This is a genomic window from Microbacterium sp. 10L49, assembly GCF_056395125.1.
This window is the reverse complement of the sequence record NZ_JBFTIW010000003.1, coordinates 529,188-548,842: the sequence shown is the minus strand read 5'-3', so window position 1 is coordinate 548,842 and position 19,655 is coordinate 529,188. Positions and strand designations below refer to the sequence as shown.

Here is a 19,655-nt window from a genome sequence, read left to right as displayed (position 1 = left end):
CGGTTACTTCGCGAGCGTCTCCGCGAGCCCCACGTACGTCGCCGGGGTCAGCGCGAGCAGGCGCTGCTTCGCGGCGTCGCCGATCTCCAGGCCCTGCACGAACTCGGCGAGGTCGGCTGCGCCCACACGGTGACCGCGGGTGAGCTCCTTGAGCAGCGCGTACGGATCCTGGATCGTGGAGCGCCCGGCGACGACCTCCGCGCGGATCACGGTCTGGATGGCCTCGGCGAGCACCTCCCAGTTGTGGTCGAGGTCTTCGAGCAGTACGTCGCGGGAGAGCGAGATCTCGTTGAGGCCGCGGCGCAGGTTGTCCAGGGCGAGCAGCGAGTGCCCGAAGGCGACGCCGATGTTGCGCTGCGTGGTCGAGTCGGTGAGGTCGCGCTGCATCCGGCTCGTGACGAGGGTCTGCGACAGGGAGTTCAACAGCGCACCGGACAGCTCCAGGTTCGCCTCGGCGTTCTCGAAGCGGATCGGGTTGATCTTGTGCGGCATGGTCGAGGATCCGGTCGCACCGGCGACGGGGATCTGCGCGAAGTAGCCGAGCGAGATGTAGGTCCAGATGTCGGTCGCGAGGTTGTGCAGGATCCCGCCTGCATGGCGCACGTGGTCGTACAGCTCGACCTGCCAGTCGTGCGACTCGATCTGGGTGGTGAGGATGTTGAAGTCGATCCCGAGACCCTCGATGTACTCGTGGGCGATCATCGGCCAGTCGACGTCGGGCTCAGCGGCGAGGTGCGCCGACCAGGTGCCGGTCGCGCCGGAGAACTTGGCGAGGTACTCGGATCCCTCGATCCGCTTGACCACGCGCTCCAGGCGCCACGCGAACACCGCGAGCTCCTTGCCCATGGTCGAGGGCGTCGCCGGCTGGCCGTGCGTGCGGGACAGCATGGCGGCGTCGGCGTGCTCGACCGAGAGCTCCCGGAGCTTGGCGATCACGTCCTGGAGCGCGGGCAGCCACACCCGCTCGACGGCGCGCTTGACGGTGAGGGCGTAGGAGGCGGAGTTGATGTCCTCGCTCGTGCAGGCGAAGTGCGTGAGCTCGGCGATGGCGTCCAGGCCCAGCGCCGACAGGCGGTCGCGGACGAGGTACTCCACGGCCTTCACGTCGTGGCGGGTCACCGCCTCCTTCTCTGCGAGCCAGTCGATCTCGGCCTGGCCGAAGTCGCGGTACAGGCCGCGCAGGCGGTCCTTGTCGGCCGCGGCGAGCGGTGCGGTGCCGAACAGGGAGCGGTCCGTGAGGGCGATCAGCCACTCCACCTCGACCTCGACGCGGGCACGGTTCAGGCCGGCCTCGGAGAGGTAGTCGGCGAGCGGGGCGACCGCGGCGCGGTAGCGGCCGTCGAGCGGGCTGAGGGGCTGGACGGGAAGCGAGGCGGTCACGGGGTGTCCTCCGGAAGAGTCGTGGATCATGCCGTCGGTCCGATGCTCCGCGGTGTCGTCACGGGCGAGGAGACGTCACGGACGCGGCGGTCGGATGGCGGGTTCGAGCTGGCCGAACAGGCCGTGGCTCGCTCTCTCGATCATACCGAGCACCTCGTCGAACACCCGGGCGTCGGCGTAGTAGGGGTCCGGCACATCCAGCACGGTCGGATTGTGCTCGAACGAGAGCAGCAGGGTCACTTTGCCCTCCTCCGACTCATCGCGCGCCCACTGCTTCAGGATCCGCTCGTGCGTGCGGTCCAGGGCGACGACGAGGTCGTTCTCGGCGAAGGAGTCGTAGGTGAACTGGCGCGCGCGATGCTTGGTTCCGTCGTAGCCGCGGCGGGCCAGGGAGTCGATCGTGCGACTGTCGGCCTGCTCGCCCACGTGCCAGTCGCCCGTCCCGGCGCTGGTCGACACGATCCGGTCGCCGAGGCCCTGCTTGGCGGCGATGTCGCGGAAGACGACCTCCGCCATGGGGGACCGGCAGATATTGCCCGTGCACACGAAGATCACGCGGAACGGGTCCGACTCGGTCATGGCTCCATTGTGCCGTAACGAGTCCGTGCCGTAACGAGTCGGGCGGCCGAGCGCGGCGCGGCGGAGCGGGGCGGCGGAACGCAGGCGGCGAAGCGCGGGTGGCGAAGTGCGCGCCGTTCGTCCTCCACATCGCCGGGGATCCGCGGGCTCTGCACGGGTCACGGGAACCTCGTCCTGCGCGGACTCGGCCTCCGGCAGAGTCGCTGTCATGTTCGCCATCGCTCCCGTCACTGCCGAAGGATCCTGGATGCTCGCGGAGGCCATGCTGCGCTGCGACCGCGCGCGAGAGCGGCTGGATCGCGCGCTCGCCGATCTGCGCGCGCTCGCGGCCGACTGCGCGTGGAAAGCCCGCGCGATCGAGCTGATGCTCGAGCGATGCGCCGCGCAGCAGCGTGAGCTCGTCGGCGTGCTCGACCAGCTGGAGTCGATCCAGTCCGGGTTGCGGGCGGGGTGACGTCATGGGAAGCGACGTGGAGATCACGCATGGCGGCATCGTCGCCGTGGATCCCGACGACCTGCGCGCGATGGCGGGCCGCATACGCGCCGACTCCGCCGCCGTTCAGGTCGCCCGGGAGGAGCTGCTGGAGATCCCGACGATCCTGCAGTCGTCGGCCCTGCCGCCAGGGTCACGGTATGGCGCGACCATGCCGGTGTGGCCCGCGGCGAACCGCCTGGACGCGGTCGGCGCCGAACTGGACGAGCTCGCGAGTGACACCGCGACCATGGCCGACATCTTCGAGATCGCCGAGCTCCGCGCTCAGCGCGAGATGTCGGGCGTGACGGATCCGGAACTCGTGAAGCGCTCGCAGCATCGGATCGAGGAGATCCTCGCGCAGAACCCGCGCCTGGTTCAGGCCCGGCGCGAGCTGCTGAAGACCTGGGCCCAGGGGGCGTTCGAAGGCTTCACGGCGACGCCGGGAAGCCCGCTCAGCGAGACCAGCGGGACGGCGTGGGACATCCTCTCGACTTTGAGCCCGGCCCTGCGCCTCGCGCTGCTGAACGCAGGGGCGGCCGAGGCTGAGATCTCCCAGTGGGCGCTGCTTCTGCTGATGACGGTGGCGCCGAGGATGGGACAGACACCGCGCGTGCCGCTGATGCCGACACCGGGGGTGGTGCTGGTCGACGGCGCGTCCGGTCCCGGTGCCCCCGGGAGGGGTGCAGCCGGTCCGCGCCCCGGAGACCTGCTGCTCAGTCGCACGCGCACACCCGGATTCGTCTCGAGCAGTTCAGGGGGTGCGGGCGCGAGCCCCGGTGCGCTCCCCGTTCCGACGGCGCCGGCGACCCTGAGCGACGCCGTCGCCCGCATTCCGTATGGCCAGGCGCCCCAGGTGCGTGTCGAGAAGTACGCGCTGGCCGACGGATCCTCGCGGTTCGTCGCCTACGTCGACGGCACCCGCCCGGGACAGCCCGAGTCGGAGCCCTGGGACATGACCTCGAACGTCCAGGCGTACGTCGAGCGGAAGGAGTCCGACTCGTACAAGGCCACCGTCGCGGCACTGCATGCGGCGGGTGCTGACGAGACGACGCCGGTCGACCTCGTCGGATATTCGCAGGGCGGCATGAACGTCGATCTCGTCGCGCAGTCCGGCCAGTTCGATGTGCAGGGCGTGTACACGGTCGGGTCGCCGACGGAGCCCGCGCTGCCCGAGAACGTGGACCACGTCGCGGTCCGGCACACGGACGATCCGGTCGCCGGGCTCGCCGGAGGGGGACGGCCCGACGGGTTGGGATCGTCGCAGGGGCTGGTCATCACGCGCACGACCCTGCCGGGTCATGGGATCGACCTGACCATGCCGGCGCATCAGCTCTCGGCGTACCAGGAGACGGTGCGCCTGGCCGAGCAGTCCGGGGATCCGCGGATGGACGCGATCCGTGAGCACTTCTCCGTCTACGAGGGCGCCGCGCTGACCGACTCGACCGATTTCACGGCGACGCGTGTGCCCGGAGCGAAGTGACCGACGGGCGACTGCCGACGCGAGGGCGGGGCGGCCCCGGGACCGCCTCAGCGGTCGCGGTCGCGCTGGCGCTGAGGGCGCAGGATCGCGTTGAAGACCGCGTTGATGATGGCGATGAGCAGGGCGGCGACGATGGTCCAGCCGAACCCGCCGACGTGCAGCCCCCAGCCCCAGAAGCCGGTGATCCACGCGGCCAGCCAGAGCAGGAATCCGTTGATCACGAGCGAGATCAGCCCGAGGGTCAGGATGTAGAGCGGGATCGCCACGATCTTCACCACGGTGCCGACGATGGTGTTCACGATCGCGAAGACCGCTCCGATCGCGAGCAGCGTGACCAGCAGGGGCACCATCCCGCCGGGCGGGTAAGGGGTGACCGTGACCTCCAGGATGGTGATCAGGCTGACGACCCAGATGGCGAAGGCGTTCACGATGACGCGGATGAGAAACCTCATGATGCCGATTCTCGCATCCGAACCCGGGATCCGCCGGGGAGATTCGGACCGGCCTTCCGCCGACGGATCCGCCGGCGGAATCGGCTCGACGCCGGCGTCTGCGGCAGCGGGGACCCCGGTGTCCCGCCCGTCAGGAGATCTAGACTCGACCCGTGAGCGAAGAGATCCTGCCCCGCATCCGCGAAGAGATCGCGGCCCTCCCGCCGTACCGCCAGGGCAAGCAGGCCGGTGCCGACGCCTTCAAGCTCTCCAGCAACGAGAACCCGTTCGAGCCGCTGCCCTCGGTGCTCGCCGCGCTCGCCGACGCGACGCCGATGAACCGCTATCCCGACGCGACCGCCGGTGCCCTGCGCGCCCGGCTGGGCGAGCGCTACGGCGTCGCGCCCGATGCGGTGCACGTGGCCTCGGGCAGCGTCGCGATCCTGTACCAGCTCGTGCTGGCCGCGGCGACGGTCGGCGACGAGGTCGTCTATGCGTGGCGCTCGTTCGAGGCCTACCCCGGGCTGCCGCTGGTGGCCGGGGCGACCGGGGTGCAGGTGCCGCTCACCCCCGACGCCCGTCACGATCTCGACGCCATGGCCGCCGCCATCACCGAGCGCACCCGCGTGGTGATCGTGTGCACGCCGAACAACCCGACCGGTCCCATCGTGACCAGCGCCGAGTTCGCGGCGTTCGTGGCGAAGGTGCCGCGGGACGTGCTGATCGTGCTCGACGAGGCCTACGCCGAGTTCGTCACCGCGCCCGATGCCGTCGACGGCCTGGCCGAGCGGATCTTCGAGGCCCATCCGAACGTCGTCGTGCTGCGCACCTTCTCCAAGGCGTACGGGCTCGCGGGCCTGCGCGTCGGCTACGCGATCGGGCACCCGCGCGTGCTGGACGCGGCCCGCACCACGGCCATCCCGTTGTCGGTCACCGCCGCCGCCGAGCGCGCCGCGATCGCCAGCCTCGATGCCGAGGACGAGTTGCGCGCCCGCGTCGCAGTGATCGTCGAACGTCGCACCGAGCTCGTCGAGGGCCTGCGTGCACAGGGCTGGGACGTGCCGGACGCCCAGGGCAACTTCGTCTGGCTGCCCACCGGCGAGGCGACCGCCGACGTCGCTGCGGCCTTCGAGGAGGCCGGCCTCATCGTGCGGGCGTTCCCCGGGGACGGGATCCGCATCTCGGTCGGCGAGGCGGAGTCGCTGCCCCGCGTGCTCGCCGTGGCCGCTGCCCAGCGCTGATCGTGAGGGCGGCGCATCCGCGGACCGGATGCGCGGGATCCGAGGATCCGAACGATGCAAGGCCGTCCATGTAAAAAGCTAGGGGGACCTGGCATTAATACGTGGGACACCTGGATATCCGCGCGCCCGCATGCGTCCGTGGGGATCGTCACACACGCCTCGGGATCGTTTGTGCGCACCCTCCACCGCAGACGGGGAAAGCTCGGTTACCGTAGACAAGGTGACTGACGCCGATATCCCCACCGTCCGCGTCCTCGATGCCGACGGCCGCTTCGCTCCGAACCCCGCCGCGGAGGAGTACCTGCCCCTCATCGAGGCCCTGCCCGATGGCGAGCTCGAGCAGCTCTACCGGGACATGGTCGCGATCCGCGCGATCGACACCCAGGCCACGAACCTGCAGCGCCAGGGCCAGCTCGCACTGTGGCCGCCGAGCCGGGGGCAGGAGGCCGCCCAGGTCGGATCCGCCCGCGCCGCCCGCCCGCAGGACACGATCTTCCCCTCCTACCGCGAGCACGCCGTCACCCGCATCCGCGGCGTGGATCCGGTCGACATCATCAAGCTCATGCGCGGCACCTCGAACGGGGGATGGGACCCGACGGATCCGCGCAACGGCAACACCCGCATCTACACGCTCGTGCTCGGCTCGCAGACCCTGCACGCGACGGGCCTCGCGATGGGGCTCGTCTTCGACGGCAAGTGCGGATCCGGTGACGTCGATCGCGACCAGGCCGTGATGGTCTACTACGGCGACGGCGCGTCCAGCCAGGGCGACGTGCACGAGGCGATGGTCTTCGCGGCGAGCTACCAGACCCCCGAGGTGTTCTTCCTGCAGAACAACCACTGGGCGATCTCCGTGCCGGTGTCGACCCAGTCCCGGGTGCCGCTCGTCCAGCGCGGCGCCGGATACGGCATCGAGTCGATCCGCGTCGATGGCAACGACGTGCTCGCGAGCTACGCGGTCACCCGCCGCGCGCTGGACGAGGCGCGCACCGGCCAGGGCCCGCGCGCGATCGAGGCCGTCACCTACCGCATGGGCGCGCACACCACGAGCGACGACCCCACGAAGTACCGCGGCAGCGACGAGGAGCAGGAGTGGGCGCTGCGCGACCCGATCGCCCGCATGCGCGCCTACCTGGAGCACCGGGGAGCCGCCGGATCCTTCTTCGCCGACGTCGAGTCCGAGGCCGCGGACGCCGCCGAAGACCTGCGCGTGCGCACCCTCGCTCTCGGCTCTCCGACGGCCGAGGCGATCTTCGACAACGTGTACAGCGACCCGCATCCGCTGATGGTCGAGCAGAAGGCATGGCAGGCGCAGTACGAGGCTTCCTTCCAGGAGGGTGACCGATGACCACGGTGGACACGACCCGGACCGGCATCGAGACGATGCCGTTCAGCAAGGCTCTGAACGCGGGTCTTCGCAAGGCCATGGAGGACGACCCCCGGGTGCTCCTCATGGGCGAGGACATCGGCGCACTCGGCGGTGTCTTCCGCGTCACCGAGCACCTGCAGCGCGACTTCGGCCCGCAGCGCGTGCTGGACACCCCGCTCGCCGAGTCGGGCATCGTCGGCACTGCGATCGGCCTGGCGATGGGCGGGTTCCGCCCCGTCATCGAGATCCAGTTCGACGGCTTCGTCTTCCCCGCCTTCGACCAGATCACCACGCAGCTCGCGAAGATCACGGCCCGGCACGAGGGCAGGGTCTCGATGCCGATCGTGATCCGGATCCCCTACGGAGGGCACATCGGCGCCGTCGAGCACCACCAGGAGAGCCCGGAGACCTACTTCGCGCACACCCCGGGCCTGCGCGTGGTCTCGCCGTCCACCCCGAACGACGCGTACTGGATGATCCAAGAGGCGATCGCGTCGAACGACCCCGTGATCTTCCTCGAGCCGAAGAGCCGGTACTGGCCCAAGGGCGAGGTCGATCTGTCCGCCCCGGCGCTGCCGCTGCACGCCTCGCGCGTCGTGCGCCGCGGATCCGACGTGACCCTTGTCGGGCACGGCGCCATGGTGTCGACCCTGCTGCAGGCCGCGGCGCTCGCCGAGGCCGAGGGCACGAGCTGCGAGGTCGTCGACCTGCGTTCGCTGTCGCCGGTGGACTACGGCCCCATCCTCGACTCGGTGCGCTCCACGGGCCGCATGGTCTACGCGCAGGAGGCGCCGGGGTTCGTGAGCCTCGGCAGCGAGATCGCGGCGACCGTCATGGAGCGCGCGTTCTACGCCCTCGAGGCGCCGGTGCTGCGGGTCTCGGCATACGACACCCCGTTCCCGCCCGCGAAGCTCGAGAGCACCTACCTGCCGGATCCGGACCGGATCCTCGAGGCCGTCGACCGGTCTCTCGCGTACTGATGTCTTATCCAGGGGGCGTTGAGCGAGCGAAGCGAGACGAAACGCGGTCTCCTGCGAGGTCACCCCGTTTCGTCTCGGTCGCCTTCGGCGTCCTCGCTCAACGACCCCGTGTGAAAGGATCCCGACCATGAGCACCCAGACCTTCACCCTGCCGGACGTCGGCGAGGGCCTCACCGAGGCCGAGATCGTCACCTGGAAGGTCGCGCCCGGCGACGCGGTGGCCGTGAACGACGTGATCTGCGAGATCGAGACGGCCAAGTCGCTCGTGGAGCTGCCTTCGCCGCACGCCGGCACAGTCGGCGAGCTGCTCGTGCCCGAGGGGAAGACGATCGACGTCGGCACCCCGATCATCACGTTCCTGACCTCGGCTGCCGAGCCGGCCGCCCCCGCCGCGGCTCCCGCTGCTGCCCCGGCGGAGGAAGGTTCCGGATCCGTGCTGGTCGGTTACGGCTCCGGCGCGGAGGCGACCTCGCGCCGCCGCCGTCCCGCCGAGCGCCCGGTGCGCTCCTCGGTCGGGGTGATCGCGAAGCCGCCGATCCGCAAGCTCGCGCGCGATCTCGGCGTCGACCTCACCCAGGTCGCCCCCTCGGGGGCGGACGGCGAGGTCACCCGCGACGACGTGATGAAGCACGCCGAGCAGGCCAGCGTGTTCCGCAACATCCAGACCCCGGAGTGGGGCGACGTGCGCGAGGAGACCGTGCCCGCGCCGCAGCCCGCGCCGGTGGGCCTCGCCCGCGGGATCGCGCCCTCGACTGCTCGCGCCGGCGCCGACGAGAGCCGCACCGAGTCCATCCCGGTCAAGGGCGTGCGCAAGGCGACCTCCTCGGCCATGGTGCAGAGCGCCTACTCCGCCCCGCACGTGACCGTGTGGAAGGAGGTCGACGCGACCCGCACCATGGAGCTCGTCAAGCGGCTCAAGGCCTCACCCGACTTCGCCGACATCAAGGTCTCGCCGCTGCTGATCGTCGCCCGCGCCGTGATCTGGGCCGTGCGCCGCACCCCGATGGTCAATGCCGCCTGGATCGACACCGCCGACGGCGCCGAGATCGCGGTGCGCCACTACGTGAACCTCGGGATCGCCGCGGCCACCCCGCGGGGCCTCCTCGTGCCGAACATCAAGGATGCACAGGACTTGGGCTTGAAGGACCTCGCGCGCGCTCTGAACCGGCTCACCCTGACCGCACGCGAGGGAAAGAGCACCCCGGCGGACCAGCAGGGCGGCACCATCACGATCACCAACATCGGCGTGTTCGGGATGGACGCGGGCACCCCGATCATCAACCCGGGCGAGGCGGGCATCGTGGCCATGGGCACGATCAGCCAGAAGCCGTGGGTCGTCGACGGCGAGGTGCGCCCGCGCTGGGTGACCACGGTCGCCGGATCCTTCGACCACCGCGTCGTGGACGGCGACGGCATGAGCCGCTTCATCGCCGACGTCGCCGCCGTGCTCGAGGAGCCCGCGCTGCTGGTGGACTGACGCGGGCCGCAGCCGTCCCGGCTCGCCTCAGCCGTGCAGCCTCTGCGCCACGAGCTGGGGCAGGCCGAAGGCGCGCGCTGAGGCGAGGGCCGTGGAGACCGCGCCGGCGAGTACGATGTCGGCGCCGAGGCGTGAGCGCAGGATCGCCGGCGCCGGCAGGTCCAGCAGCGGGCGCAGCACGTCGCGCGCGGCGTCGAGCACGGGTTCGATGTCCTCGGCGATCGCCCCGCAGATGATCACGCGCTCGGGGTCGTAGGTGCTGCCGAGCACGGCGACCACCCGGGCCAGATAGGCGCCGGTCTCGCGCACCACCCTCGCCGCATCCGGATCCCCGGTCGCAGCGAGGGCGAGGATGCGATCCGCCCGGAGCCCTTCCGTGGCGAGCGCGGCGAGAGCGCCGTCGGCCTCGGCGTCGCCGGAGTCCAGCAGCTCGTCCGCGATACGCGTGATCGTGGGGCCGAGGCCGTGCGCGGAGTCCACCCCGCGCACGTGGTCGAAGAGCACCATCTCGCCCACGCCGCCGTGTGCGCCGTGCAGGATGTGCCCGTCCACCACGGCGCCCGCGCCGAAGCGCTCGCCGGCGATGAGCGCGATGTAGTCGCGGCACCCGACGGCCTCGCCCAGATCGCCCTCCGCGGCGGCCGCGAGCACGGCGTCGTTCTTGATCTCGACCACGGGCGCCCATCCGGCGAGAAGCTCGGCGAGGCCGGGGTTGGTGCGCTCCCAGAAGCCGTCGGGGTGGGGCGGGGAAGAACCGTTGCGTGCCACGGGAGCCGCGACGCCGGCACACAGGGCGAGGATGCCGTCGCGGGGGACGCCGCTCGCGGACAGCGCCGCGTCGAGGTGCTTCAGGATGGCGGTCCGGCGCTGACCCACCGTGTGCTGGCGATCCAGGTCGGTGCGCACGTGCGCGAGCGGGGTGCGCGCGAGGTCGGTCACGGTCACGCCGAGGTGCGTGTCGCCGGCGTCCAGGGCGATCACGGCGCCGAGGTCGGCGGGCAGCTCGAATCTGCGGGCGGGGCGTCCGCCCGAGTACTCGCCGGCGTCGCGGGCGTTCGGGAGCTCGCGCACCACGTCCGCCGCGACGAGGGTGTCGATCGCGTCGATCGTGGTCGAACGGGTGAGCGAAGCACCGGCCATCGCCTCCGTGGCGGTGAACGGCCCGCGACCCCACGCGAAGTCGAGCACCTGGCCGAGGCTCGGCCTGCTGACGGCGGACGCGGTGGGGGCGTCGCGGCCCGAAACGAGCGCGCCTTCGGGACCGGCGTCGGCGGCGACGTCGGGTGCCGTGTCGGGCGCGGCGGATCTCGGCATTCGTGCTTGACCTCTCGGGTGGACCTCTGTCAGAGTATCCCTTGCCCGAGTTGATTCGGGAACAAAATCTAATCTCCGGAACAAGGATCTCGCCGCCGGCCCTCAGGCTGCGGAGCGGTGGATCCGCCGGAAGGGACGAGGACGATGGTGTCTGGGAAGAGAACGCGGACGGCGAGAGTGCTCGCCGTCATCACGGCATTGACGATCGCGGGCACCGCCCTAGCCGGCTGCGCGCCGGCAGACGGTCGCGAGACGGTCCGCTTCACCTTCAGCAAGCGCGAGGCGATCGACTTCATGACCAAGGTCGTGAACGACTACAACGCCTCGCAGAACAAGGTGCGGGTGGAGATCGACACCTCGGGCGTGGACGTGGTCTCGGCCAGCTTCGTCCGCGGCAACCCGCCGGACCTGATGCTGGCGAACTACAACTTCGAGGTCGCCCGATTCGTGCAGCGCTGCGCGCTGACCGACCTGTCAGACACGGAGGAGGCAGGACGGATCCGCAAGGATCTGCAGCCGCTGCTGGACCAGTACGGCATCTGCCCCGGCAAGACGACGGTGCTGCCGTATTCGGTGATGGCCGCCTCGGTGATCTACAACAAGGAGATCTTCGCGAAGCACGGCATCGAGGTGCCGAAGACCTGGGACGAGCTGATCGCCGCGAGCGACACCCTGAAGGCGGCTGGGGTCACCCCGTTCTACGGCACGTTCAAGGACAACTGGACGATCGGTCAGGGCTGGTACGACTATGCCGTCGGCGGTGAGGTGCCGGTCGTGGACTTCTTCAAGAAGATGAACGAGGAGGGCACGAACGTCGGCCCGAACTCGCAGACGTCCTTCTCCAAGGACTTCGCGAAGCCGGTCGACCAGATGACGCAGCTCATCAAGAACTACACCCAGCCCAACGCAGGGAGCCAGGCCTACGTCGACGGCAACCTCGCGTTCGCGAAGGGTCAGGGCGCCATGTATCTGCAGGGGCCGTGGGCGTTCGGCGAGATCGCCAAGACGTCCCCCGACCTGCAGCTCGGCACCTTCCCGCTGCCGATGACGAACGATCCGAAGGATCTCAAGGTCCGCGTGAACATGGACCTCGCCGCGATGATCCCGACCGGATCCAAGCACCAGAAGGCCGCACGCGACTTCCTCGCCTACCTCTACCAGCCGTCCGTGATCGACGCGTACAACGCCGCGCAGCTCGGCTTCGCACCGACCACCGACGCCACCATGCCGAACGATCCGCGGATCGCCGGGATGATCCCGTACTACGACGAGGGCGCGGTCTATCAGGGGGCTTCGGTGCTGGTGCCGAAGACGATCCCGGTCTTCAACTACGTCCAGGCGATCGCCCTCGGGGGCAGCGTCAAAGACACCCTGAGCACGATGGACGCGGACTGGGCGCGCGCCGCCTTCCTCGCCCCGAAGCTTCCGAGCGACACGAAGGGCACCGCGAAATGAGCACGACAACGACCATCGTGACGGGCGGTGACCGGAAGATCCGGCGCAGCAGCCGTCGGATCGAGCCGATCTACTACCTGTTCCTGCTGCCGACGCTGGTGCTGTTCACGCTGGCGATCACCGTGCCGGCGGTCATGGGCATCTTCTTCAGCTTCACCGACTCGATCGGGATCGGCACCTGGAGCTTCAACGGGTTCACCAACTACATCGCCGCGTTCAGCGATCCGGCCATTCTGCAGAGCTACCTGTTCACGTTCGGGTTCTCGATCGCCACCGTGATCGTCGTGAACGTGCTCGCCTTCCTGCTGGCCGTCGGGCTCGTCTCGCGGATCCGTTTCAAGACCGGCCTGCGGGCGATCTTCGTGATCCCCATGGTCATCTCGGGCATCATCATCGCCTACGTCTTCAACTTCCTGTTCTCGAACTCGATCCCGGCTCTCGGGACGGCGACGGGGATCCCGTGGCTGTCGACGAGCATCCTGGCGAATCCGGATCTGGCCTGGGTCGGCATCGTGATCGTGACCGCCTGGCAGGCGATCCCCGGCACGCTGCTCATCTACATCGCGGGCCTGCTCTCGATCCCGGGGGACGTCTACGAGGCGGCGGACATCGACGGGGCGAGCAAGTTCCAGCAGCTCACCCGGATCACGGTGCCGCTCGTGGCCGGGTACTTCGTCATCAATATCGTGCTCGGATTCAAGGGGTTCCTGAACGCGTACGACATCATCAAGGGCCTCACCGACGGTGGTCCCGGCACCGCGACCCGCAGCGTGGCGATGACGATCATCGCCGGCTTCAACGGCGGCGACTACGCCTATCAGATGGCCAACGCGACGATCTTCTTCATCGTCGCGATCCTGATCTCCCTGCTGCAGCTGTCCGTGACCCGCGGAAGGAACGCACTCTGATGTCCACGCAGACTCTTCTCACCACCGAGGCCCTCACCACCGTCGGCCGCAAGCCGCGGGTGAAGATGGAGCGGGTCAACTGGTCGGGAACCATCATCCTGATCCTGTGCACCGTCACGGTGCTGATCCCGCTGTACGTCACGATCTCCATGGCGTTCAAGACGTCGAAGCAGGCGGTCGACGGCAACGCGTTCTCGCTCCCGGCGCCGTTCAGCGTCGACGGGTTCACGCAGGCCTGGGACCTCACCAAGTTCCCGGTCGGGGCCGGGGTCTCGCTGCTCGTCACCGCGGGCACCGTGTTCCTGACCGTGGTGCTGGCCGCGTTCGCGTCGTACGCGATCGTGCGCAACTGGGATCACCGGCTGTTCCGGTACTCGTTCTTCTACCTGCTGGCCGCGATGTTCATCCCGTTCCCGGTGGTGGCGCTGCCGCAGATCCAGCTCACCGGGCTCACCCATCTGGACAATCCGTTCGGCGTGATCCTGCTCGCCACGATGTTCCAGCTCAGCTTCAGCGTGCTGCTGTTCACCGCGTTCCTGCGGTCGATCCCGCTCGAACTCGAAGAGAGCGCCCGGATCGACGGCGCGAGCACCTGGCAGACGTTCTGGCGGATCATCTTCCCGCTGCTCGGCCCGATGAGCGCCACGGTCGGCATCTTCGCCTTCCTGTACGCCTGGAACGACTTCATGATGCCGTCGCTGATCATCTCGGATCCGGCCCTGCAGACCCTCCCGGTGCGGCAGAACCTGTTCCAGAATCAGTTCAGCAGCAACTACAACGTGGCCTTCGCCTCCTACCTGATGGCGATGGCTCCCGCGATCGTCGCCTACCTGTTCACCCAGCGCTGGGTGATGGAGGGCGTGACCCAGGGCGCCGTCAAGGGCTGACAGACCCGCCGGCCCGGACGATCGAACGGCCGATCGTCCGGGCCGGCGCCTCCGTGTCGGGCGCACCCGCCCGCCAAGACCGCAACACCGAAGGAGCTCCTTTCCATGACCGATGCAGTCCTCGCCACCGCAGTTCCCGCGCTCGGATCCGCCGACGCCGCCTGGTGGCGCCAGGCCGTCGTCTACCAGGTCTATCCGCGCAGCTTCGCCGACTCGAACGGCGACGGGCTGGGCGACATCCGCGGCGTCACCGACAAGGCCGACTACCTCGCCGGGCTCGGCGTCGACGCCGTGTGGCTGAGCCCGTTCTACCCCTCCGCGCTCGCCGACGGCGGCTACGACGTCGACGACTACCGCGACGTGGATCCGCGCCTGGGCACCCTCGACGACTTCGACGACATGATCGCGGCGCTGCATGGCCGCGGCATCAAGGTGATCGTCGACATCGTGCCGAACCACTCCTCCGACCGGCACGCGCTGTTCCAGGCCGCGCTCGCCGCCCCCAAGGGGTCGCCCGAGCGCGACCGCTACATCTTCCGCGACGGACTCGGCGAGAACGGCGAGCTGCCGCCCGCCGACTGGACGAGCGTCTTCGGCGGCCCCGCCTGGGAGCCGGTCGGCGATGGCCAGTGGTACTTCCACCACTTCGCGACCGAGCAGCCCGACTTCAACTGGGACAACCCCGACGTGCACGCCGAGTTCCTGCACACGCTGCGGTTCTGGTCGGACCGCGGTGTCGACGGCTTCCGCATCGATGTCGCGCATGGCCTCAGCAAGGACCTGCCGGCGGTGCTGCCCAGTCAGGCCGAGCTCGACGCGATGGACCGGACGACCGGCCAGCACCCGCTGTGGGATCGCGACGCGGTGCACGAGATCTACCGCGAATGGCGTCGCGTGTTCGACGAGTACGACCCTCCGCGCATCGCCGTGGCCGAGGCGTGGGTCGCAACCCCGGAGCGGCGCGCCAAGTACGCGACGCCCGAGGGGCTCGGCCAGGCGTTCAACTTCGACCTGCTCGAGGCCGACTTCGACGCCGCGCAGTTCCGGCACATCGTGACCGACAACCTCGCGCAGAGCGAGGCGACCGGATCCAGTTCCACCTGGGTGCTCTCCAACCACGACGTGGTGCGGCACGCCACCCGCTACGGCCTCGAGCCGCTCAACGGTCGGCAGGTCAAGCAGGGCTCGGCGTGGATCCTCGCCGGCGGACCCGCGGATCAGGTCGATCTGGAGCGGGGCGGCCGCAGGGCGCTCGCCGCATCCCTGTTCCTGCTCGGCCTGCCCGGCAGTACCTACCTGTACCAGGGCGAGGAGCTCGGCCTGCACGAGGTCGCCGACATCAAGGCCGAGGACCGGCAGGATCCGGCGTTCTTCCGGGGCGCGGATCCGGAGCGCGATGGCCTGGGACGTGACGGCTGCCGTGTGCCGCTGCCGTGGTCGAGCACCGGGTCATCGCTCGGATTCGGCACCGGCGGCGCGCACATCCCGCAGCCGGCCTGGTTCGCGAGCTACGCGGTCGAGGCGGAGGATGCGGATCCGTCGTCGTCGCTGAACGCCTACCGTCGGGCGCTCGCGCTGCGCCACGAGCTGCAGACCGGCGAGACCCTGGAGTGGATCGAGACCGGCCGTGACGACGTGCTGCGCTTCGCTCGTCCCAACGGGTGGCAGGTCGTGACGAACTTCGGCACGGAGCCGTTCGCGCTGGCGCCGGGGGAGGAGCCGGTGCTCGGCGGCCTCGTCGATGGCGCGGTACCGGGCGAGAGCACGGTCTGGCTGCGCGGCTGACGCGGGTGACGGAGCGCGAACCCTTCCGGGGTCCGCGCTCCGTCGTCGTCCGCGCTCAGGCGATGCGCCGGTAGTGCAGGAGCAGGCAGCCGCCGGACCGATCGACCTGGTCGAGCTCGAAGCGCTGCAGCACGCCGTCCGGGTCGTCTCCGAACAGCCTCTTCCCGCGTCCGGCCAGGCTCGGAGCGACGACCAGCCGGAGCTCATCCACGAGCTCTGCGGCGATCAGTTCGCGTGCGAGGGACAGGCTGCCGTGAATGCCGATGTCGCCACCGGCCTGATTCCTGAGATCGGCGACGAACGAGGCCGGTGATTCGGTGACGTGCGATGAGTGCGACCATGCAGGCTCCAGGGGTGAGGAGCTGAACACGTACTTCGGCGTGCCGTTGATGAAGTCCGCGAAAGGCTGCACGGTCGAACTCGGCCAATACGGCGCCCACTTGTCGTAGGTGCGCCGCCCGAGCAGCACCGCGTCCTGCGTCGAGATCGTCTCGGCCAGGAAGTCGCCGATCCCGGTCCCGGTGTCCCGCAGCCACTCGCCCTCTCCCGGATCATCGGCGAATCCATCGATCGACATCAGTTCGTACAGCACGACGCGACGTGTGGTCGGTGCAGAGGTCTGGCTCATGCGTCTCTCCTCGCTGAGGGTTTCAGGGGTCCTGCCTGGAACCTACTCGCCGGTGGCCGTCCTGTGTTGTGCCAGGGTTCCGCGGATGGTCCGCTGTCAGGGAGTGATGTTCTTCTGCGGGCGGCAATGGCGGCCAACCTGGCGGTCAGGGTCCGACATGTGCCTTGAGGATCCGACGGGTGCGCGACATCCGCAAGAAGATTCACTCCGGGTGTCACATTCGGCCGCTCTTCCCGGTCAAGATCAGTAAGAGCATGGTGACGATCGTTGTGCGCGACGAAGGGTGAGGATCACGGACGATCAGATGTCTGTTGAGTGGGTCGACCTCGACTGCGCCGCGGACGTGTTCGCGCAGGAGCGTCGCCGACTGTTCGGCATCGCCTACCGCATGCTGGGCAGCGTCGCCGACGCGGAAGACATCCTGCAGGATGCCTGGATCCGCTGGCAGCACAGCGACCGATCCATCGTGAAAGAGCCGAGGGCCCTTCTCACGACGGTGGTCACCCGCCTGTGCATCAACGAGATGCAGTCAGCTCACGCCCGTCGCGAGACATACATCGGTCCATGGCTCCCTGAACCGGTGAATACCGAGGATGATCCTCTACTCGGCGCGGAGCGTGGTGAAGCCCTGGACCTGGCTGTGCTGCTGCTGCTTGAGAAGCTCACCCCCACCGAACGGGCGGCGTACGTTCTTCGTGAAGCGCTCGACTATCCGTACGAGCGGATCGCGGTCATCGTGCGGTCCTCGGTGCCCGCGGCACGGCAGCTCGTGAGCAGGGCACGGAAGCATCTGGCAGACAACAGGCGTAACGCCGTCCCCGCGGGCGAGCACCGCCGGCTACTGGAGACGTTCCTCGTCGCCGCGCAGACCGGGGATGTCGCTGCACTGGAGGACCTTTTCGCGTCCGATGTCGTCAGCTACACAGACGGGAACGGAGCGAAGCTCGCTGCGCGAATCCCTGTGATCGGCCGCACCCGAGTGGCGAAGTTCGTCGCCGCCTTCTCCAGTCACTTCTGGACCGGAAAACGGATCGGCTGGGTTGAGGTGAACGGGCAGCCGGCAGCCACTTTGTCCGAGAACGGGGTGGTCACCACAGTCGTCACCGTGACGGCCGCAGCGGATGGCATCGTCCAGCTCCTCTGGGTCATGAGCCCGGACAAGCTGCAGCATCTCACGTCGGCCGGAGCATGACCCATCGATCACCATCGCGCACTCTCGGTCCTCTCTCCCCACGAAGCGCGCGCCGTCACGAATCCCACGTCGAGACGATCCGGCAGCTGCTCGCCACAGGCGACCGGTCCCGCCTCGCGAAGAAGCTGCGCCGCGGCGTCACACTTCTCGTCGACAGTGGCGGACGAGTGGTCGCCCCCACGATCCCGGTGCTGGGCCGCGCGGAAGTCTCGGACGTCCTCGTAAGCCTGATGGGACCCGCCACCGGGTGGACCTCGACGGTCGTCGACGTGAACGGAGCACCGGCGATGGTCTTCCGTGACGGAAGTCGCGTCGCCGCAGTTTTGAACCTCCGCATACAGTTCCGTCGAATCGCTGGGCTGTGGGCAGTGCTCAACCCCGACAAGCTGCGGCACTGGAACACGCCCTGACACTGTCACAGAGCGGGCCGCCTTCCGGTCGTTACTGATGAGGCGTCGGCACCGGCGCCCCCGCAGACGAAAGGCAAGGACATGGCGAATATCGTTGTGATCGGCGGTACCGGACTGATCGGGTCGAAGGTGGTCGCGAAGCTGACCGCGCACGGCCACGAGGCAGTGGCGGCATCCCCCAACACCGGTGTGAACACGTTGACGGGAGAAGGACTGGCCGAGGTTCTGGTCGGCGCCGACGTCGTCGTCGATGTCTCGAACTCTCCCTCCTTCGAGGAGAACGACGTGCTGAACTTCTTCACCACGTCCACCCGCAACCTGCTGGCCGCGGAGGCAAAGGCCGCCGTCGGGCACCACGTCGCGCTGACCATCGTCGGCACCAACCGTCCGCAGAACATCCCCTACTTCCGTGCCAAGACGGCGCAGGAGAAGCTGATCCGCGAGTCGGGCATGCCGTACTCGCTCGTGCACGCCACGCAGTTCTTCGAATTCCTCGGCAGCATCGCGGACATCTCCGTCGGGGCAGACGGCGCCGTGCACCTGCCCGGGGCCCTCATCCAGCCGATCGCCGCCGAAGACGTGTCCACGGCCGTCGCGCGCACCGCGGCTGGGGAGCCCATCAACGGCGACCGCGAGATCGCGGGCCCGGAGCAGTTCACGATGGACGAGTTCGTCCGCCGTGGTCTCGCTTTCCGCGGCGACAGCCGCCAGGTGGTGCAGGACCCCGACGCGCAGTACTACGGCGCCCACATCGAGGAGCGCACCCTGATCCCGGTCGACGGAGCGATCATCTTCGAGACCACCCTCGAGGAGTGGCTGCCCGCCAACCCGCCCCGCAGCTGATCCGTTGGGGCGGCTCCGCGCCCCACGGAAGACGGCCACTCCGACGCATGGCGGGTCCGAGTGGCCGTCTAGATCCACGAAGTCAGCGGTCACCCTCTATGGCGCGGCGTTCCTCAGCCGCGGAAACGGAGTCTCAAAGTGGAAGACGTCGACACGTCACCGGCGTTGCTGGGTGCCCTCAGCTCAGAACAGTCCATGCTCCAGTCGATTGCGGGGTCGACGATCAACGAAGCCGGCACGCGGTCGATGATCTACCTCTCTGCGCTATCCGGTGGGCTCGTCGCCATCGGCTTCGCCAGCTCGACAAAAGGCCTCCTCGCCCCGCTGGCACTCACGGTGCTGCCCACGATCTGGCTGCTCGGCTGGTTCACCATCGTGCGACTCGTCGACACCACTGTCGAGAACGTCTCGGTGACGAGGCGGATCGAAGCCATACGTGCGTACTACGCCAGACTCACTCCCACGGCGGCGCACAGCTTCTTCGCCGCCGAAGACCCATTGTCGAACGGCAAGTTCGGCGTCCGATACTCCCGATGGTCTGTGATCTTCGCCATGGCGTCGATGATCGGTCTCGTCAACGCCGTGCTCGCAGGATCGGTCACTGCTTTGGCCCTTGCCATCGCCGCCGACGCATCAACCGTGGTCGCCACGGCAGTCGGCATCGGCGCCGGCATCCTTCTTTTCGCCGCAACCGTGGTCTACGAGCGGATCAGGGTCGGTGCCCTGTTTCCCCGCCCGGACCGTCATCATGCCGACGCAGCGATCTCGGCTTCGGCGGGGGGAGAGGCCCACTCACCCTCGTGAGACGCGTCGGTCTCCAT

Annotated in this window: 18 protein-coding genes; 13 read left to right on the top strand and 5 right to left on the bottom strand. The window is 69.0% G+C overall.

What is annotated here, in order from left to right:
- Positions 1 to 3: 3 nt before the first annotated feature.
- Together purB and AC1DCT_RS10405 are read right to left on the bottom strand one after the other, a co-directional pair.
- Entirely contained in the window at positions 4 to 1,410 is a 1,407-nt protein-coding gene (purB, locus tag AC1DCT_RS10410) for an adenylosuccinate lyase (RefSeq protein WP_477429013.1), read from the bottom strand.
- A gap of 45 nt (positions 1,411 to 1,455) precedes the next feature.
- On the bottom strand, positions 1,456 to 1,959 hold the full coding sequence (locus AC1DCT_RS10405) for a low molecular weight protein-tyrosine-phosphatase (protein WP_440732592.1): 504 nt from the start codon (positions 1,957 to 1,959) through the stop codon (positions 1,456 to 1,458).
- Between the two features lie 208 nt (positions 1,960 to 2,167).
- On the opposite strand from AC1DCT_RS10405, the gene AC1DCT_RS10400 reads away from it, so the two are divergent.
- Both AC1DCT_RS10400 and AC1DCT_RS10395 read left to right on the top strand, forming a co-directional pair.
- Positions 2,168 to 2,413: a hypothetical protein gene (locus tag AC1DCT_RS10400; protein WP_477230081.1), complete on the top strand. Its 246-nt coding sequence runs from the start codon at positions 2,168 to 2,170 to the stop codon at positions 2,411 to 2,413.
- A gap of 4 nt (positions 2,414 to 2,417) precedes the next feature.
- Positions 2,418 to 3,914: a hypothetical protein gene (locus AC1DCT_RS10395; RefSeq protein ID WP_477429011.1), complete on the top strand. Its 1,497-nt coding sequence runs from the start codon at positions 2,418 to 2,420 to the stop codon at positions 3,912 to 3,914.
- 47 nt (positions 3,915 to 3,961) lie between these two features.
- Here AC1DCT_RS10395 and AC1DCT_RS10390 read toward each other — a convergent pair whose 3' ends face one another.
- Entirely contained in the window at positions 3,962 to 4,366 is a 405-nt protein-coding gene (locus AC1DCT_RS10390; protein WP_440732589.1) for a phage holin family protein, read from the bottom strand.
- A gap of 152 nt (positions 4,367 to 4,518) precedes the next feature.
- On the opposite strand from AC1DCT_RS10390, the gene AC1DCT_RS10385 reads away from it, so the two are divergent.
- The 4 genes from AC1DCT_RS10385 (at position 4,519) to AC1DCT_RS10370 (ending at position 9,412) form a co-directional block, all read left to right on the top strand.
- Complete coding sequence (locus AC1DCT_RS10385; RefSeq protein ID WP_477429009.1) at positions 4,519 to 5,586, top strand: histidinol-phosphate transaminase; 1,068 nt, start codon at positions 4,519 to 4,521, stop codon at positions 5,584 to 5,586.
- Between the two features lie 220 nt (positions 5,587 to 5,806).
- A complete protein-coding gene (locus AC1DCT_RS10380) occupies positions 5,807 to 6,934 on the top strand; it encodes a thiamine pyrophosphate-dependent dehydrogenase E1 component subunit alpha (RefSeq protein WP_477429008.1) in 1,128 nt (375 codons plus the stop codon).
- Entirely contained in the window at positions 6,931 to 7,935 is a 1,005-nt protein-coding gene (locus AC1DCT_RS10375) for an alpha-ketoacid dehydrogenase subunit beta (protein WP_440732586.1), read from the top strand. Before AC1DCT_RS10380 ends, AC1DCT_RS10375 begins: the two co-directional genes overlap by 4 nt.
- Positions 7,936 to 8,062: 127 nt before the next feature.
- Positions 8,063 to 9,412, top strand: coding sequence for a dihydrolipoamide acetyltransferase family protein (locus tag AC1DCT_RS10370; RefSeq protein ID WP_441978192.1), 1,350 nt, complete (start codon positions 8,063 to 8,065; stop codon positions 9,410 to 9,412).
- Positions 9,413 to 9,439: 27 nt separating this feature from the next.
- Here the strand turns inward: AC1DCT_RS10370 and AC1DCT_RS10365 are convergent, their stop codons facing one another.
- On the bottom strand, positions 9,440 to 10,726 hold the full coding sequence (locus tag AC1DCT_RS10365; protein ID WP_477429006.1) for an ROK family protein: 1,287 nt from the start codon (positions 10,724 to 10,726) through the stop codon (positions 9,440 to 9,442).
- Positions 10,727 to 10,870: 144 nt separating this feature from the next.
- On the opposite strand from AC1DCT_RS10365, the gene AC1DCT_RS10360 reads away from it, so the two are divergent.
- The 4 genes from AC1DCT_RS10360 (at position 10,871) to AC1DCT_RS10345 (ending at position 15,761) form a co-directional block, all read left to right on the top strand.
- On the top strand, positions 10,871 to 12,181 hold the full coding sequence (locus AC1DCT_RS10360) for an ABC transporter substrate-binding protein (RefSeq protein ID WP_441978194.1): 1,311 nt from the start codon (positions 10,871 to 10,873) through the stop codon (positions 12,179 to 12,181).
- On the top strand, positions 12,178 to 13,089 hold the full coding sequence (locus AC1DCT_RS10355; RefSeq protein ID WP_440732582.1) for a carbohydrate ABC transporter permease: 912 nt from the start codon (positions 12,178 to 12,180) through the stop codon (positions 13,087 to 13,089). Before AC1DCT_RS10360 ends, AC1DCT_RS10355 begins: the two co-directional genes overlap by 4 nt.
- A complete protein-coding gene (locus tag AC1DCT_RS10350; protein WP_441978195.1) occupies positions 13,089 to 13,976 on the top strand; it encodes a carbohydrate ABC transporter permease in 888 nt (295 codons plus the stop codon). The genes AC1DCT_RS10355 and AC1DCT_RS10350 overlap by 1 nt, the downstream gene beginning before the upstream one ends.
- A gap of 105 nt (positions 13,977 to 14,081) precedes the next feature.
- The gene (locus tag AC1DCT_RS10345) at positions 14,082 to 15,761 is read left to right on the top strand and encodes a glycoside hydrolase family 13 protein (protein WP_477429004.1); all 1,680 of its coding nucleotides are present in this window, start codon (positions 14,082 to 14,084) and stop codon (positions 15,759 to 15,761) included.
- Between the two features lie 55 nt (positions 15,762 to 15,816).
- Here AC1DCT_RS10345 and AC1DCT_RS10340 read toward each other — a convergent pair whose 3' ends face one another.
- Positions 15,817 to 16,389, bottom strand: coding sequence for a dihydrofolate reductase family protein (locus AC1DCT_RS10340; protein WP_477429002.1), 573 nt, complete (start codon positions 16,387 to 16,389; stop codon positions 15,817 to 15,819).
- Between the two features lie 304 nt (positions 16,390 to 16,693).
- On the opposite strand from AC1DCT_RS10340, the gene AC1DCT_RS10335 reads away from it, so the two are divergent.
- The 3 genes from AC1DCT_RS10335 (at position 16,694) to AC1DCT_RS10325 (ending at position 19,638) form a co-directional block, all read left to right on the top strand.
- On the top strand, positions 16,694 to 17,581 hold the full coding sequence (locus AC1DCT_RS10335) for an RNA polymerase sigma-70 factor (protein ID WP_477429000.1): 888 nt from the start codon (positions 16,694 to 16,696) through the stop codon (positions 17,579 to 17,581).
- A gap of 491 nt (positions 17,582 to 18,072) precedes the next feature.
- On the top strand, positions 18,073 to 18,834 hold the full coding sequence (locus tag AC1DCT_RS10330) for an SDR family oxidoreductase (RefSeq protein WP_477428998.1): 762 nt from the start codon (positions 18,073 to 18,075) through the stop codon (positions 18,832 to 18,834).
- A 138-nt stretch (positions 18,835 to 18,972) separates the two neighbouring features.
- Positions 18,973 to 19,638, top strand: a complete 666-nt coding sequence (locus tag AC1DCT_RS10325) for a hypothetical protein (RefSeq protein ID WP_477428997.1) — start codon at positions 18,973 to 18,975, stop codon at positions 19,636 to 19,638.
- Positions 19,639 to 19,655: the final 17 nt, after the last annotated feature.